Annotated in this window: 12 protein-coding genes; 6 read left to right on the top strand and 6 right to left on the bottom strand. The window is 65.2% G+C overall.

Translation table 11 applies throughout. From position 1 onward, the window contains the following. The first annotated feature begins 185 nt into the window (after positions 1-185). Positions 186-1,493 (top strand): SIR2 family NAD-dependent protein deacylase, encoded by a 1,308-nt coding sequence (locus tag ACN28A_RS34670; RefSeq protein WP_421402728.1) that lies wholly within the window; start codon positions 186-188, stop codon positions 1,491-1,493. On the opposite strand, the gene ACN28A_RS34665 is transcribed toward ACN28A_RS34670, so the two are convergent. Genes ACN28A_RS34665 through ACN28A_RS34655 form a run of 3 tightly spaced genes read right to left on the bottom strand, consistent with a single transcriptional unit; the run spans position 1,453 to position 5,080 of the window. Then, positions 1,453-2,601: a hypothetical protein gene (locus ACN28A_RS34665; RefSeq protein WP_421402726.1), complete on the bottom strand. Its 1,149-nt coding sequence runs from the start codon at positions 2,599-2,601 to the stop codon at positions 1,453-1,455. The genes ACN28A_RS34670 and ACN28A_RS34665 overlap by 41 nt on opposite strands. Positions 2,602-2,612: 11 nt before the next feature. Then, positions 2,613-4,202: a carbamoyltransferase C-terminal domain-containing protein gene (locus tag ACN28A_RS34660; RefSeq protein WP_421402724.1), complete on the bottom strand. Its 1,590-nt coding sequence runs from the start codon at positions 4,200-4,202 to the stop codon at positions 2,613-2,615. Next, a complete protein-coding gene (locus tag ACN28A_RS34655) occupies positions 4,199-5,080 on the bottom strand; it encodes a class I SAM-dependent methyltransferase (protein ID WP_421402722.1) in 882 nt (293 codons plus the stop codon). Before ACN28A_RS34655 ends, ACN28A_RS34660 begins: the two co-directional genes overlap by 4 nt. Positions 5,081-6,010: 930 nt before the next feature. Between ACN28A_RS34655 and ACN28A_RS34650 the strand changes: the two genes are divergently transcribed. The 3 genes from ACN28A_RS34650 to ACN28A_RS34640 all read left to right on the top strand — a co-directional run bounded on the left by ACN28A_RS34650 (position 6,011) and on the right by ACN28A_RS34640 (position 8,219). Continuing rightward, entirely contained in the window at positions 6,011-6,235 is a 225-nt protein-coding gene (locus ACN28A_RS34650; RefSeq protein ID WP_421402720.1) for a transposase, read from the top strand. 506 nt (positions 6,236-6,741) lie between these two features. Next, positions 6,742-7,053, top strand: coding sequence for a hypothetical protein (locus ACN28A_RS34645; RefSeq protein WP_421402718.1), 312 nt, complete (start codon positions 6,742-6,744; stop codon positions 7,051-7,053). Between the two features lie 32 nt (positions 7,054-7,085). After that, entirely contained in the window at positions 7,086-8,219 is a 1,134-nt protein-coding gene (locus ACN28A_RS34640; RefSeq protein ID WP_421402716.1) for a recombinase family protein, read from the top strand. A gap of 424 nt (positions 8,220-8,643) precedes the next feature. On the opposite strand, the gene ACN28A_RS34635 is transcribed toward ACN28A_RS34640, so the two are convergent. Genes ACN28A_RS34635 through ACN28A_RS34625 form a run of 3 tightly spaced genes read right to left on the bottom strand, consistent with a single transcriptional unit; the run spans position 8,644 to position 9,838 of the window. Next, the gene (locus ACN28A_RS34635) at positions 8,644-8,994 is read right to left on the bottom strand and encodes a tyrosine-type recombinase/integrase (RefSeq protein ID WP_421404816.1); all 351 of its coding nucleotides are present in this window, start codon (positions 8,992-8,994) and stop codon (positions 8,644-8,646) included. Positions 8,995-9,054: 60 nt separating this feature from the next. After that, a complete protein-coding gene (locus ACN28A_RS34630; RefSeq protein ID WP_421402714.1) occupies positions 9,055-9,516 on the bottom strand; it encodes an integrase in 462 nt (153 codons plus the stop codon). Then, entirely contained in the window at positions 9,506-9,838 is a 333-nt protein-coding gene (locus ACN28A_RS34625; protein ID WP_421402712.1) for a hypothetical protein, read from the bottom strand. Before ACN28A_RS34625 ends, ACN28A_RS34630 begins: the two co-directional genes overlap by 11 nt. Positions 9,839-10,512: 674 nt before the next feature. Here ACN28A_RS34625 and ACN28A_RS34620 point away from each other — a divergent pair. Both ACN28A_RS34620 and ACN28A_RS34615 read left to right on the top strand, forming a co-directional pair. Continuing rightward, complete coding sequence (locus ACN28A_RS34620) at positions 10,513-15,003, top strand: AAA domain-containing protein (protein ID WP_421402710.1); 4,491 nt, start codon at positions 10,513-10,515, stop codon at positions 15,001-15,003. Next, on the top strand, positions 15,000-15,836 hold the full coding sequence (locus ACN28A_RS34615; protein ID WP_421402708.1) for a DUF4145 domain-containing protein: 837 nt from the start codon (positions 15,000-15,002) through the stop codon (positions 15,834-15,836). Before ACN28A_RS34620 ends, ACN28A_RS34615 begins: the two co-directional genes overlap by 4 nt. Positions 15,837-16,028: the final 192 nt, after the last annotated feature.

Here is a 16,028-nt window from a genome sequence, read left to right as displayed (position 1 = left end):
CCGGGTTGTATCGCTGGATCGTTAGGGGAGCGATGGTGACAAGCGGCGCCGACCAATCGACGAGTGGGCCACGCATACCGGACGAACTGATCCGCACGTTACGGTTGCGGGAGTGTGTGCCGTTCCTGGGTGCCGGAGTGTCCAGACCGTCGGGCATGCCGCTTTGGTCGGAGATAGTCGATGACGTGCGGCGCCGGATCTCCGACGTTATCGGCGAGGACATCGCGGAGGGTGACCTGGACCATCTACAAGCGCCAGCGATGTACACCGCCTACCTCGCGACCAACCGCCCGCTCCACGACCTTTTGGACGAGGCGTTCGCGACCGGCTTCAAGCCGAACTACTATCACGAGGCTCTGGCCCAGCTTCCGATCAACTCGTTCGTCACCACGAACTGGGATAACTTACTGGAGGAGGCGCTGGCGGCGGTCCCCCTTGCGGTGCCGGTGCGGACGCTGTTTCGGGACGAGCACATCGGCAGTTGGAACGAAACCCGTGCCCGGAACGTCATCAAGCTGCACGGCTCGATCCAGGACAAGTCATCCATCGTCTTCACTGAAGACCAGTACCTGGCCAGGTATGCCAAAGACTCGCTGCTTTTTCAACTGGTCCGTGTGCTTCTCGCCAGCCGGTCGGTGCTGATGCTCGGGTTCAGCCTCAGCGACGTCTTCGTCAAGCTGTTGTTCCACCAGGTGCGCGACCTGACCGCGAGGTCCGGCCGGCCGCACTGGTATGCGATAGCGGAGGACCGAGCCAGCCGGGTTGCACTGGACTACCTCCGCCATGCGGGCTTCACGCCGATCATCATTCCATCGTCGCTCAACGACCCGTCACCGCTGGCCCCATTCCTCGACGCCTGCGTCGAGCAGACGGCCACCATCGCCAGGGACAGATCGACTAGGTCGGCCCTTATCCGGCGGGCTACGACGGCTCTATTCGGGTATCGGGGGCCCAACAAGATCATCCGAATCCGTGCGATGCTGGGCCCGTTTGGGAATCCGGCGCCTGACCCGGATGACCCGATCTTCGGCTCCACCCAGCGCGACCTAGAGGAGTATGAACTGCACGAGTTGTGCGTGCGGCTGGCGACGGAGGCGGGCTTCACGATCCGGCTGATCGGCAGCCCCGCATCGGTGGACTACGTGACTGCGAAGGGCTATGTCCGGAGACAGACTCTGCGGCGCGTGCGGTCGTTCCTCGACACTGCGGAACGGCTCGGCGACCGGTTCGAGTTCGCCGAGCTCGCCTGCCCCAGCGAGCGGAATCAATGGATCGCGGCGGACCAGTCGGTGATCGACAGCTGGAAGGGGTCGTCCGGCGACAACCAGCTTTATCCGGATGCGACGCTCAGCATCGACCAGGGTTCGGTTAGTATGGCAGTCCGTTGGTTCGATGACGATTTCGCCGAGGCCTGCAACCGCGGCGGTGGGATCCGGCAGTCCAGGCAGACAGTTATCGCGGAGCTGCGAAGGCTGATCGCTGAAGCTCAATAGCATCGAGCGACCTCAGCCGACGCACGACATGCGGCGCGAAGCGTCGGCTCCTAGGATGCGCCAGCCAGACGAACCGCGGTTGCCGGATAGGAAGCGACCGCTCTGCCTGCAAGCGTTCGCTGATCCGACGTTGAAACCGGTTCAGTACGTCCTCGACCGCGCGGTCGGTCCAAAGTATGTCGGTACACGGGCTAAGCCGCGAGGCAAACCGTCCGATGTACAGGCTATCGCCGACAACAGCCAAGGGCTGGTGTTCCTCTCGATACAGCCCTAGTCGCCACGGCGAGATCTGCCGGCTGTTGACCAACGGACTTCCTGTGAACGACACGGCGATGTTCATCGTGTGTCCGCCCGTCCGGAAGCCGTCGGGCACGCCGCAGCGGATGGACACGAAGGGAGCCGAACCGATTCTAGTGGCGGAGCGCAGCCCGATTGGCGTGACGAAGTGCAAGCTCAGCGCATAAGCGGGGGCGATGCCCGGCGTGTGCTCTATCGCCGCGTCGGCTACCGTGCGCCAGCAGCGCACCTTGGTGTGGAATTCGTAGTCAGGTACCTCGGCGTACTTAGCCGCCATTGTCGCCGCGTCGATGGCCTGCTCCAGGTCGGTGGGCGACAGAAAGTACAGAGACGAGATGTCAAGCAGGATGCGCGTTACGTCGCTCATGCTTCGCGTCACCAGCAGCAAATCGACGTCGGACGCGGAGCCATCGGTCTTCGTGCGTACTCGGTAGAACGGCCCGTAGCTCATGGAGCCGCATATGAAGGCCGCAGGGCATGGGCTGTCTGAGATGCACGCGGCGAGCGCCCGCAGGTCCCGGGCCCGCCGGAGCGTCTGGACAATGGAGTCGATGAACGCAGGGCTCCAGGCCTCCGGTCCGTGGTGGGAGGGCTGAATTCCAGCGATAAGCTGCTCTTCGCTTCCCACATACGCCTTGGCATTCCCCTCCAGCAGTTGGGCTGCATTGGCCCAGATGGCATGCGGGTTAGGCGACCTTCCCAGAGCCGAGGAAGCCGCTCGGACGATCGAAGCCAACTCAGCCAGCGACGTGATCGACCGCTCCGCGCCGACGATTTCGGCGGCATGACTATGCTCCGCGTGCCCAAACAAGCCGTGCCGCCTCAGTGTAGACGTCGGAACCAACGCCCGTCGACCACCATGTGTGGTATCCCGCGCGAGCGGCAGAACTGTGTCAGGTCGGACATTGAATTGATAAACCCTTGTCCAGGGAAGTTGAGCGACGTGTTGCAGACCACGCCGACGCCGGTGGCACCCCTAACGGCCAGCAGCAGCTCCCGGAACTCCGCGCACCTTGTATCGACGGACTGCACGCGGGCAGTGCCGTCGGTGTGCGTTACTGCTGGGAGCCGGTCCGGATGCCGCACGCTTCGAACATAAAGCATGAACGGGTCATCGAATTCTGCGTCGAACCACGTGTGTAGATCCTCCGCTAGGCACGCCGGAGCGACTGGCCGGTAAGCATCCCGGCGCTTGATTGCATTGAGGGCATCGCGGCTGGCGGGGTCGGTGGCACGGGCCAGCAGCGACCGCCTGCCAAGCGCCCGCGGGCCGATCTCGGCCCGGCCCCAGGCCCAGGCCACGATGTCGCCCGACGCAAGACGCCTGCCAACGGATTGCGGTTCGTATGGGAGCTCCTGCCACTCCGCCGTGTCGGGCTCCTCATTCATGTCGAAGGGCGGCCCCGCATCTACGGCCCATTCCAACCGGCACGGCCCACCCAGCGCGGCGTACGCGTCCATGGCCGTTCCGATGGCGGAGCCCGAGTCGTTCGCACACGGTGGCACGAACACGTCAGTGAATAGTCCCGACTCACGCCAAAGGCTATTCCATTCGCAGTTCAAGCCGCACCCGCCGGCCACCACGAGTGGCCGGTCGCGGTTTGCGAAAACCTGCTTCGCGGCGCCGAGGAACCCGTCGAACAGCCGATTTGAAAGGTATCGTGCGGCCCTGGCCAGCTCCATGGACGGAATTCCGCTGTTGTACAGGGGGGTGGTGCGGTTGCGCCACTTGAAATCCGGGTACATGCTCTCGGCTGAGATAAGTGACTCAACGAGCCGCTGCGACTCGTCGCTGGGTGGCTGCAAATCCGCTAGGCCAGCGACGGCCATCAGCTTTCCGGCGGCGGACCGATCCGGCCACGGCGCAGTCGCCGGGAAGTCGGTGTCGGCGATGCAGAAAAGCGCCGCATAACGCGCGCCGGGCTCGGTTAGCACGGGGAACCGCCGAATGGGGCGCCGCGCGCCATGCCACTCGTAAAACGCGCCGATAATTCCCTCCCACACCAGCAACGCCAGCGGCGATTCGGGCTCGAACGAAGACATCGCCACGCCGGAATAGATGTGCGACCGCTCATGCGTGCCCGAGTAATGCCGCACAGGCTGCCCCAGGTACCGCGTCTCGCGCCATCGTCCCTCGTCGAGCCCGTGGTATCCGGCGCCCGTCGGTAGCAGCAGTCCGTCCAGTTCCCGGTGCCAGCCGCTCACCGCTATGACGTCCGGCACGCGGTCCGTCTGCTCCATAGCGGCCAGGGTGTCCTCAATCGTGAGCGGGCCGTTCCGCTTGTTGGAGTCTTTCTCGGCTTCGCGGGAGAAGACCAGCCTGCCGTCCTCGACCAACGCGACGGCTCCGTCGTGGCCGGGCTTGAGGGCAAGGATCGAACGCGGCGCCGGCTCGGCTGCGGCCACCTTCATTCCTTAGCGCTCCTTCCGTGGTCTGGCTGCTGGGGAGCGAGGGTCAGGCGGAGGAGGGCGGGCTCGCCGGCTTGAATGATCGGCCGAGCGATGCCCTTCGTCTCCGTGGCGATGAGGCCAGGACTGGTCGCGACGTTGGCCGGCCAGCAGATCTCCTCGACACGACTCAGGTGAAGGCGGTTGGCTGAAGCGGCATGCAGATACGTGCTCACGAGGTGGCGATGTACCGGAACGCAGCCGATGCTTCCCGTGGCCCGCCTGTAGATTCCGTTCGCTCCGGTCAGCACCGCGTGGGGATGAACGTCGACAACCTCAATTCGGCCGTTCTTCTCGACAACGCGGGCAAACTCGGCAAAGGCCGCGCCAACATCGGCGAGGTGCGACAGGACGAACCCGCAGCGGATCAGGTGGAAGCTGTGGTCGGCCAGCGGCATCGCGGTCATATCGCCCTGCACGATCTGCACCCGGGGGTTCTTGGCCCGGAAGATGTCCAACATGCCGAGGTTGAGGTCGAGGGCGACCATGGTGCCGCCCCATGCCCACGTCTGTTGCCCCTGCCCGGTCCCGACGCCAGCGTCGAGTACCACGCGTTCATCCGACCGCGGAAGCCACGTGCTGCCCACGGCGAAGACCTCTCCATAGGCCAACTCCACGAACGGATTGCTCGCCCTGTCGTAGGTGCTGGCCCATTCGCTGTATCCGGCGCAGATGTCGAGCAGGTCTACGGGGCGCCAGGTGATCGTTTCAAGGTCAATGTCGGCGAGGTCCTGCTGCAGGGCGATAAGCCGGGACTTCGCCATCTCGTGGTCCGTGGTCCACTCCTGGAGGATCTTGTATCCGGCGTAGCCGACGCGGAGCGCTAGCTCATTACCGTCCACGTGACCTCCCGCTAAGTGATCGAAGGCGGCGGCTGCCAGCTCACCGACGTATCTCCGAAGTGCGCCGGGACCTATTCTGGTAACTAATTCACGCCGTTCATGGACATAAACGATGAAGCGGGAGCGACAGCCAGTTGTAGACGTGGCATAGGCGGAGGTGGGGGAGAGTCGACTTCCCGCACGCAGCCTTCGGTCCTGATCGCGGCCCGCCAGTAAATAACGAACCAACGAAAATCTGCTTGATTGATCATGACGACGCACTCCCGCGCGATCATGTAGCCGCCGGACAAGGCAGATCGATGGGTGGACGGTAGCCGCCCGTAGGAGCCGTAGAGCCGTTGAGTCGGATTCACGTCAGGTCATACGGTCGCACAAGGACTACTGACGAGTCAACGTCATTCACCGTGAGTAGTCTGTCCAGGTCGGCGTGTTGCGGACATGGACCGACCGCGGCGGAACGGCCCTAAGAAGGTGATTCTGTCCGGATGGAGTCGCAGCCGCAGCTCGGTGGCCGATTAGCGGCCACATTGGAACAGATATGCTGTCCCGCGCGACCTCTACCAGCGGGAAGTGCCTTATCCGTCCCGCGTCGACACCGATTGCAACCCACAGCCCACTGGCCGGGGGTGGACGGTCATGCCCCAAGCGTCGTGCGGCTGCGGACGTGCCGTAGAACCTCGTACGGATGATCAACGGATCCGTGGCGGCCTCGGGCTTCGGCGAGCATCGCGCCAGCGTGGCGCACGGGCACGAGATGCCGCCCATCAGTTATCCGCCCCGCATCATACATATCAAGGACCACAGCATCTGCCCTTCCCCTCGTAGCGTGGGGCCAGAGCTTGAGGGATAGAGGTTCATGGCTGAGACGAGACGCCAGTTCGATCCGGAGTTCCGGGCGGGCGCGGTGCGCATCGTGCGCGAGCGGGCAAGTTGATCGCTCAGGTCGCCCGCGATCTGGGGATCAACAGCGGGACCCTGGCCAACTGGGTGAAGAGGGACCGCGAGACTCGCGGTGAGGCCGCTGCCGGGCAGCTGGCCGAGGATGAGCGGGTGGAACTGGCCCGGTTGTGGTGGGAGAACGCCGAGTTGGCGATGGAGCGTGATGTCCTCAAGCGATCCGTGGTCCTGTGGGTCAGGGAAGCGACGGGCCGGTGAGCGTGGCCGCCTTCATCGCTTCCCAGAGGATCGAGCATTCCGTGCCGCACGTGGTGGCCTGCCGTGCCCTGGCAGTGTCCGAGTCATGGTTCTACAAGTGGCGTGACCGGGCGCCGACGCGCAGCGATGACCGGCGTGTCTGGCTGGCGACCGCAGGGCCGGACGGTCGGTCAGGTCGCGAAGGACTTCGACCTGACCGAGACCGTGGTGCGGGACTCGGGGAAGCAGCCGACTTTGATGGCGGTACCAGCGAGCCGACGGGCTCACCAGCGATGAGCGCGTCGACATCCTGAAACGGAGCTACGCGGAGCTCTGACGGCGTAGTAGCGGCTGGTGCCGCGCCGGAGGTACCTCGCGTCGCCCTAAATGCATGGGAATCCCCTCTGAGCGGGCGAGGTCAGGCCGACAATCGTGCGAGTGGCCGAGTCCTGCGGAGGGATGCATCGTTGTCTATCTATGTCGACGGCTGCGGCTGTTGGCGAGGCCTCGACATGGGGAGGGTTCTGATGCGGTACGCGCCGGAGCTAGATGGCCCTGACCTGCTCGGCTGGTGGCTCCGGCAGCCGGACCGGCGAGGCCGCCTGCGGACACGGCGTCTGCCGGCACCAGATCCCGTGGGTATCCGGTTCGCCTTCTACGGGCGGATGTCGACCCGAGAGTTCCAGGATCGGCTGTCGTCGGCGCGGTGGCAGCGCGACTTCGCCGAGGAGGTGATCGACGGGCGGGGCGTGATCGTGGCCGACTTCTTCGACGTCGTTTTTCCCGGCAGGTGCCCTGGCCACGTCGCCCGCAAGCCGCGCGGTTGCTGGCAGCCTTGACCGACCCCGGCCGGGGGTTCGACGCGGTGGTCGTGGGCGAGTTCGAGCGGGCCTTCTACGGCAACCAGTTCTGCGACCTCGCGCCGCTGTTCAAACTGTACGGCGTGCAGCTGTGGCTGCCCGAGCTCAACGGCCCGGTCGACGCCAGCAACGAGCTTCACCTGTCACTACTGGCCCTGCTCGGCGTGCACTCCAGGCGGGAGGTCCAGCGCTCCCGGTTTCGGGCGAAGGCCGCCATGCGCGCCCAGGTGGTCGAGCAAGGCCGTCATCTCGGCGGCCGGCCGCCGTACGGGTACCGTCTCGTCGCGGCAGGACCGCATCCGAACCCGGCCCACGCCAAGTGGGGACGCGTGGCCCACCGTCTGGAACCCGACCCATGTACCGCGCCGTATGTGCAGTGGATGTTCGCCCAGCGCCTCGCTGGGCGCAGCGTCGCCGGGATCGCCCGCGACCTCAACGACCGGCACGCCCCGTGCCCGTCCAGCGTTGATCCTGGCCGCAACCCGCATCGCAGCGGCGCGGGTTGGACCCTGCGTACGGTGGCGTCGATTTTGGCCAACCCTCGCTACACTGGTCGGCAGGTTTGGAACCGGCAGCACACCGACTGGGGCCCGCTCGACGCCACCGATGATCTTCTCGGTCAAGCGGAGATACGGCGCTGGAACCTGATGCAGCAGTGGGTCATCTCCCGGGACGTAGCGCATCCGCCGCTGGTCAGCGAGCACGACTTCGTCGCCGCTCAACAGGCCAACGCCCGACCTGCACCGGCTGACGGCGCAAGCGGACGCTACCTGCTCTCCGGAGTGATTCGCTGCCAGGAGTGCGGCCGGATCCTCGACGCGCACTGGGTCAACAAGCACGCCGCCTACCGCTGCCGCCACGGCCATCGCACTGCAACGGCAAGTGAGAGGTCGCAGCCGCGCAACGTCTACATCCACGAAGCCAGAGCGATCAAGCAAGTTGCCCAGTGGCTCGGCATCCCGGCCAGCGATCCCCACGCCGTCACCGTCGCGCTACTCGAACACAATGTCCACGTCACCTGCGCCATCGGCGGAACGCTGACCATCACCGAGGTCAGCACCTTGGCGGCAACGCACCGAGCGCCCGGGATCCCGTATCAGCGTCGAGCGGCAGAAACCCCCATCGGCGCGCTTCACCGACCGTGAAGATCACCCGTGAGGGTTAACGTGTCCGAGGGGGGAGTTGAACCCCCGCAATCCACATCGGTGCGCACTTTGAGTGCGCATGCGCTGATACTACAGTTTGTTATGGGCCGTGGTCGACCTCGGGTTGGCGATTGTTTCCGGCGACACCGGCGCCGGGAGTTCGACGTAGACAGCGATGCCTCGTGCCACAGCCACATGGTGAATTGTTTCACAGGCGGCGAGTCGTTCCTTTGTGGTCGGTGCTCGCCGTTGCTGCCGTCGAATCCTTCGGCCGTGTGGTTGGTGATGTTATGGGGTGGGTGTGGTGGCGAGTGGGTGTGGTTGGCCGGTCATGGCGGCGAGGGCGGTGGCGATGGTATGGATGCCGGCTTTGATGTAGGTGGTGTTTGCTGTCGGTGTGGCCGGCGTAGGTGCGGGCGGTGCCCTAGCCGTAGTGGCGTTCGACCCAGGTGAGGGTGGTGTGGCGGAGCCAGTGGGTGGAGATGCCGTGTTGGGCGGCCCAAGGAAGTTGGTCGCGGATGCGCCTCCAGAGTTGGTCGTAGCGGCGGCTGGTGATGGGTTGGTGATTGCGGTAGCGCAGTAGCCGGTCGGTGGGTAGGACGGCGCCGCGGGTGTGGGCGTGTTCGTGAAGGTGTTCGGCGAGGTCGGGCGTGATGGGTTGCCAGCGGACGGTGGCCGCCTTCTCGGTCAGACGGACGAGAGCGTTGGTGGTGTCGAGGTCGATCAGGCGCAAGGCGAGTGCGCCGCCACGCCGGCAGGCGGTTTCGGTGTGCAGACGTAGAAGGAGGGCGTCGAGGGTGACGTCGTGGCCGGTGCGCCGGGCAACGGTGTTGACCTATTCCAGCTCGTGTTCGGTGAGGGCGCGGCGGGTGCTGGGTAGGCGGCGTGGTTTGGCGATGCGGTGGGCGGGGCTGGCGGTGGCGGGGATGAGGTTGTCGGCGATGGCGCGGGTGTAGAAGGCGCGGGCGGCGGCGATGAGGTGTTCGCCGGCGTGTCGGCCGTTGCGGCTGTTGGAGCGTGTCCGGGCGGTCTGGATCATTTGTTGTTTGAGGGCTTCGATGTCGCTGGCGGTGATGGTGTCGAGGGGTCGGTCGGGCCAGGTGGTGGCCATCCGGTCCCAGTAGGTGCCGTAGGTGTGTCGGGCCCCTGGACCGGCTGCGGCGGTGACACGGGGCAGGTATTCGGCGATGGTGGGCGGTCTTGGGGCGGGGTCGGTGGTTTGGAGGTCGGCGAGGGTCACGCCGAGTTGGGCCAAGACGTGCCGCGCTGCGGCGAGGGTGGCCGGGTCAGCGGGCATAGTGCTGGTCTCCTGTCAGCGGGGTGTGCAGGTCGGTAAGCAGTTGGGTGAGGATGGTGATGGGATGCACTACGAGCAGGTTCTGGCGGTGTGAGCGGCGAGTAGCACCTGCTGGCCGGGTTCGATCCGGCAACATGGCGCGGGCTGCGGCGGGTAGTGGCAGCTCTCTGCGGCTGCCCACCATGTGGGGTCCGTCGTCAGCGCGGCGGATGACGATCATCCCGCCCTGTGTGTCGATCGAGATGCTGTCGTCCGGGCGCCATTGCAGTGCCTGGAGCAGGCGGTTTTGAGCGATCCGTCCGGCGATGTCCGGGCGTGCCATGCCTATCAACCACTCGGACGTCTCTGCCCGGCACGGCAGTAGTGGATTGCGTCGGCGGGGGAGCTGGGGTAGTGCTGTCGGGTGGAGCCGTGGCCGTTCGGGTTGTGCGGTGGGTACGAGCGGACCGATGAGCCGCTCACCGTGGGCCAGGAAAGTTGCTGTCACGCAGGTACAACGTCCAGCTTGTGACAGGCATCGCGTACGCCGACGGTGGCAAACGCCTGCGTGTCATCTCAGCCCGCCGCCACGCGGCAGCACGCCGGCGGCTGAACGGTCGCTCCGACGTGTCGCTTCCGACGGTTTGGTGGCCTCGGGCCGCACCAGCGGATGGGCAAAGTGGCGCCCGCCGTACGTGCCGGGTCAGCTCGGCTCTCGGCTGGTCCGGCTGTCCAGCATCTACCGCCGGAGCGGCGCGCCCTTGCCTAGGCCAACGGGTCCCGCTGCGGTAGTCCAAAGATCGATTGCGTGGGAAGAGGGCCTGCTTCGCTGTCTACCGCCATTGTGCTTCGACTTGGGACCGAGCTTGCGGACCTGGTCGGTCTCCGGTCCGCGATGATCAATGACGAAGGTACTACTCACTCATGTTGTGATCACAGCGAAGCCCTTGTGTTCTTGGCCGGGCTCGGCGCAGTCTGTTGCGTTGCCTTCCCGGTGAAGCAGGGGGTCCAAGGGGCGTGGATCGTAGTCAGGATGCGCTGCAGAAGACGACGAGGCTGATCGAGTTTCTAGCGGAGGTTACGGCTGCGGTCGAGCGAGATCCCGTTATCGACATCCTGGAGGACCCGGACGCGCCTGATCCGATCATCTGGCTCGACGCGCTGCCGGAGGGGGTTCAGCTAGCGGCTGGTTCGCAGGATGAGGTGATCCTTCGGTTGCGTCCGCCCCGGCCAAGCTTGGAGCCGCCTCCGCCGGAGGTACTGCACGGCTGGGTCGACACCGAGGCGGCACGGGGGGTTGACGGTCCTGCGCCACGTCTGCTGCGTTCCGCTACAACAAGTGACGATGCGGACCCCGGTCCTGAGCCGCCTACGAAAGTAGTGCGCGTGTTCGGCCACTGGGCCGAGGAGTGGAGGTCCTGGCGCGACGAAGCGCTGCGGCTACGTGCCATTCGTGCGTTGTATGAAGCGCTTGAGCGTGCGGCCAAGATCATGGAACAGCAGGACGATGAGTACGAGTTCGTTCTCTGCGTCGGCCTACTGCGCTGGATCGCTCCCGATGGCAGCCGAATTCGTCGCCATCTGGTAGCGGAGGGCATGGTCGCCCGGTTGGACCAGGCGACGGCAGAGGTTTCGGTGTCGATTGCCGCAGGACGACGCCGGGTTGAGGATCGAGAAATCCTCGGTGAGTTCGAGCTGTTCCGGCGGGATCGTGGCCGGCATAAGCGGCATGAGATCGTCGACGGTGACACGCCGATGCTGGACCTCCTGCCCCCGATCTCCGATCTGCTCGGGGAGTGCCTGGATGCCCCGGTGCAGGTAGACACCTCCGCTAGGGGGCCCGGCGACCAGTTACCGGCGGGGCCGCTGGTCAGCTTGTCACCGGCGTTGCTGGTACGCCGACGCAGCCGGGTGCTGCTCGCGGAGGCTTACCAATACATTCGTGAAGCGCTGCGGCAGCCGGACGCGCAGGTACCCGTCGCGCTCGCGCAGTTGGTGGTCGACACCGAACCGGGGCAGCGCAACCGCTGGCTACGTGACCAGGGGGCCGTTCACGGCGACGTGCTCGGCAGCGATCCGTTGTTCCCGTTGCCGACGAACGACGAGCAGATCCGCGTCATCGAGCTACTCCGGTCCGAAACCGGGGTCGTGGTACAAGGGCCTCCCGGCACTGGCAAGACGCACACGATTGCCAACCTGGTGTCGGCGTTGCTGGCTCGCGGTCAGCGTGTGCTCGTCACGAGCCAGAAGGATCAGGCGCTCGGCGAGCTTCGCGACAAGGTACCGGTGGCGTTGCGTGATCTGTGTGTCTTGATGACCGATGGTAGGAACGCCGCCGCCGAACTAGGCCAGGGTCTCGCGGCTCTGTCGCACATGACGGCGTCGACGGAGACCACCCAATTAGGCGATCGGGTGGAGATTCTTCGGCAGGAACGTCACGAACTGCGATCTCGATCCGCGCTACTCAACCACCGCATCCAGGAGCTGCGCGAGGCCGAGTTCATCGCACATGCCCCAGTTGTCCCGGGATTCAGCGAGGATTTCTACCACGGGTCGCTCGGACAGATCGCGCGCCAGGTAAAGGCGGGCGTAGGCAATTTCGGTTGGATACCGCCGGTCGGAGCGAGCCTGCCCGACATGCCGCCGCTGTCGGCCGCAGAGGCTGTCGAACTGCTGCACCTGCTGCGTATGACGAGCCCGACCCGTAGCGCCCGCCTGCAGCAGCAGATACCCGAGCCGTCGGACCTGCCCGCGCCCTCCTACCTCGCCGAGGCGTTCAGCGCCGAGTACGACGCCGCCGCCGCAGTACGAGCGAACACCAACGCGCTGGCACCTCGACTGGCGGACGCGGGCGAAGGCATGCTGACCGATCTGGAGAAGCTCGGGCGACGGTTCACCACTATCGTCGAGCGCCTCGGTCTCGACGACGGCGTAGGACCGACGCCTGAGTGGGTGGCACGGGCCGCCGAAGATCACTTTGCCGGCCGGCGCCGGACGCTGTGGCGGCACCTGACCGAGGTAGCAGGTCGGGCAGATCGGTTGCAGGAGAAGTTTCGGGCGCACGCGCTCGGCTTCGAAGTGCGGATCACGTCCACGGGCGAGATCGACCTCGGGCGAGCCCGGCACATGCTCACCGTGGGGCGGGAACTGCGCGCGCACCTCGCTGACGGCGTCACATGCCGCAACCTCATCGCCGTCCAGGCGGCGCGGCAGCGGGCCGCACCCCTGATGAAGAACGTGCGGGTGGACGGCCAGCCGCCCATTACACTGCCGCTCCTGGACGCTGCACTCGAACACCTCGCGGTCTACATCGAAACCGCCCAGCTCGTCCGACTGTGGGCCGACGTCCAAGTCCCCGTTCCGACGGGCAGAGTCATCGCGACACTGTCCGAGCTACAGGACTTCCACCACTTACTCATCGAGGTCCGCTTGCTTGCCGAGGTCCACACCGCCATTGGCGAGCACCTAGCGTCTGCCGGCGCATCACCCAGGATGCTGACAGTCGCTGATGTCGCGGAGGTCATCGCCTCCACTACGGCCGCCCGCCAGCACCTACGGCTGCGGCACGCTCAGGCCGTCGTGAGTGAACTGCGCGAGACGATCCGACAACATCGGACGCGCGATGACACCTGCCCGGAGATTGGGTTGCTGATTGACGCCATCGACAAGCGGTCCGTCGAGGCATATCGGCAGGGCCTAGAGGCCATCGACGAGGCCAGAGGCGAACGGTATGCCGAATGGCGGCGCGTTACGCTCACAGAACGTCTAGGTGCCGTGCACCCACAACTTCTCGCTGTCCTACAAGAGAGCCTTCACAACCCAGACTGGGAGACCCGCCTCCAGAGACTTCCCGCAGCGTGGGCTTGGTCCAAGGCCGATCAGTTCGTGCGGACGCAGCGCACTGCCGAGACGGAACGCCAGATCTGGAAAGAGTACGACGAGGTCGAGGACAACCTTACGCGGGTGACCACGGAACTTGTGGCAGCCGAGGCTATCCGCGCGTGCGTCAATCGCATGACGGACACTCATATGAGGGCTCTGCGCACCTACGCTGAATTCCGCAACCAGATCGGGGCAGGCAGCGGACGCAAGGTCCGAGAACTGCGTCAGGCAGCCCGCGCGGCGATGAACAAGGCCAAGGGCGCCGTCCCTGCATGGGTCGTCCCGCTGCCGAGCCTGCTGGAGAACCTTCCCGTCGAGCGTAACGCCTTCGACGTGATCATCGTCGATGAGGCGAGCCAGGTAGGGCTGGAACACCTCTTCCTGCTGTGGCTGGCTCCAAGAATCATCGTCGTCGGAGACGACCAACAATGCACCCCAGCGCCCAACCGAATGGGCAGAAGCTTCGACATGCACTTCAAGTCCCTCCGCGAGCACCTCGGCGACCTCGACACCGAGATTAGGTACCACTTCACGCCAAAGTCGCACCTATACGGCTTGCTGTCCGCGCGATCCGGCAAAGACGCAGTAGTCCGCCTGCGAGAACACTTCCGATGCATGCCAGAGATCATCAACTGGTCGAGGGCTCAGTTCTACCGGGGTGCGAACGAAATCATCCCGCTACGCGAACGCAACGCTCGCGACCTGGAGCCGCTCTGTGTTGTCCCGGTGGACGGCGCGTACCCGGAACGGACCGGGCAGGCAATCCGTAACCCCGTCGAGGCAAAACGCATCGTCGGAGAGCTACTGGGCTGCCTTGCCAACCCGCAGTACAAGGGCAAGACCTTCGGCATCATCGTGCTACACGGATACGGCCAGATCCAACTCCTAGACCACGAGATCAACGCAGCCATCCCTGCGCAAACCCGTACCGCCCGACAGATCAGAGTCGGCTCGGCACCCAACTTCCAAGGAGCTGAGCGCGACGTCATCTTCCTCTCAACGGTCGTTACGACCGCCCCACGACGACTTGGTGAGCACCTGTCGCAGAATTACAACGTCGCTGCAAGCCGCGCCCGTGATCAACTCTGGCTGTTTACCTCCGTCGCCCCCAGGGACTACAAGCCCGACGACCTCCGCGCCTCGCTGATCGGCTACATGCTGAACCCACCATCCGTCTACGGGCCCTCACCCGACCTGAAGACTGTCAGTGCCGATCAGCCTTGTCCGCCGTTCGAGTCCCTGTTCGAGCAACGCGTATACCGAGTCCTCAAACGCCGCGGCTACCACGTCGTACCCCAGCTCAAGGTCGGCACCCGCGCGCTGGACCTCGTGATAGTCGGCAACGGGGGCAGGCTTGCCGTGGAGTGCGACGGCCACCGCTGGCACACGAGGCCGAGCGACGTGATCTCCGACGCCCGCCGCGATCGGGAACTACGCCGCATGGGCTGGGAAGTCATCCGAATACGCGAGAGCGAATTCGAGCTCGACCCAGACAAGGAACTGGCACCCCTGTTCGCCCGGCTCGCCGAACGTGATATCAGCCCGCACAACGTTCAACCACCCGCAGACGACACGTGGAAGCCCGTTGAACTGCTCCCTCAGGATGAGGAAGGCGAATCACTATGACTAGTGGCACGGCGAACGGCAGCAGCGACATCCGCGTCGAGCTCGACGAGAACGTCCTCAATCGCCTAGCGGACCTCATCTGCGGCGACGAAACCACTCCCTACTACCGAACCGGCCGCCAAATCACAGCCCTCTTCGAGGCTGCCGGCTGGCGCCGCGCCGGAGAAGTCGATGGCCCCCGCCGCGCCTGGGTCCTCGACACGCTCCAGAAACGCCGCCGTGACTCCGAGGCGCTGCATCGGCTGCTACTTCGACTCGCCGACCCCCGCGAGTACCTCGACGACGACGAAGCCCGTAGCCAACTGGTGCAAGACCTCAACGAACTACTCGCCGTCGAGGGCTACCAGATCCTCTACACCCACGGCCGTCCGGAACTGATCACACAGACCCCAACGATGAAGCGCCCCGCCATGCAAGCGCCGATCCAACTCACCGCCAGCCTCACCAACATCCTCAGCGACCCAGACTTCGGCCAACAGCTCAAGAGCAGACTCGACGAAGCCCACGTCTGCTGGCAGTCCGGCGCCTGCACCGCGGCCATCATCATGCTCGGCAGCTTGCTGGAGGGCGTTCTCTACGATGTCGCCCTCGCCCAGCACACCAACGGACCTCGCCCTACCGACCATCTACAGTCACTCATCGAACTCGCCGCCGACAAGCAATGGATCGCCCAGGACGTGGTTGACTACGCTCACGTGCTGCGAAACCACCGGAACCTCGTACACCCTAAGAAGCAGCTCAACCAGCGGTACGCGCCAGATGATGACACCGTCCGCATCGCCTGGAACGTCGTCGTCGCCGCCCTCAACGACCTCGAACAAGTCAAGAGATGACAACGAGGGTCTGTGGATCGAACGGTCGTCTCTGACTCGGCGGTCCAGGGTAGTCGGCCGTCGTGAGTACGGCGGCGGCGCAGCGTCAAACGACGTCGCTCGGGTCCATGCGGTGGACCGATCTCGTCGACGGCGAGCACGTCGGTGGGCGCAACCGGGGCTCACGGTGGTCATCGCTGAACAGCGAACCAC

The organism is Plantactinospora sp. WMMB782 (genome assembly GCF_049179135.1).
Lineage (GTDB): Bacteria > Actinomycetota > Actinomycetes > Mycobacteriales > Micromonosporaceae > Plantactinospora.
This window is presented reverse-complemented; position numbering and strand designations above follow the sequence as displayed.

What these genes read in the sequence shown, in the direction of transcription:
- ACN28A_RS34625 (WP_421402712.1), bottom strand. Translation starts at nt 9,838, where the DNA reads ATGGCACGCCCGGACATCGCCGGACGGATCGCTCAAAACCGCCTGCTC.
- ACN28A_RS34645 (WP_421402718.1), top strand. Translation starts at nt 6,742, where the DNA reads ATGCGGTACGCGCCGGAGCTAGATGGCCCTGACCTGCTCGGCTGGTGG.
- ACN28A_RS34630 (WP_421402714.1), bottom strand. Translation starts at nt 9,516, where the DNA reads ATGCCCGCTGACCCGGCCACCCTCGCCGCAGCGCGGCACGTCTTGGCC.
- ACN28A_RS34615 (WP_421402708.1), top strand. Translation starts at nt 15,000, where the DNA reads ATGACTAGTGGCACGGCGAACGGCAGCAGCGACATCCGCGTCGAGCTC.
- ACN28A_RS34660 (WP_421402724.1), bottom strand. Translation starts at nt 4,202, where the DNA reads ATGAAGGTGGCCGCAGCCGAGCCGGCGCCGCGTTCGATCCTTGCCCTC.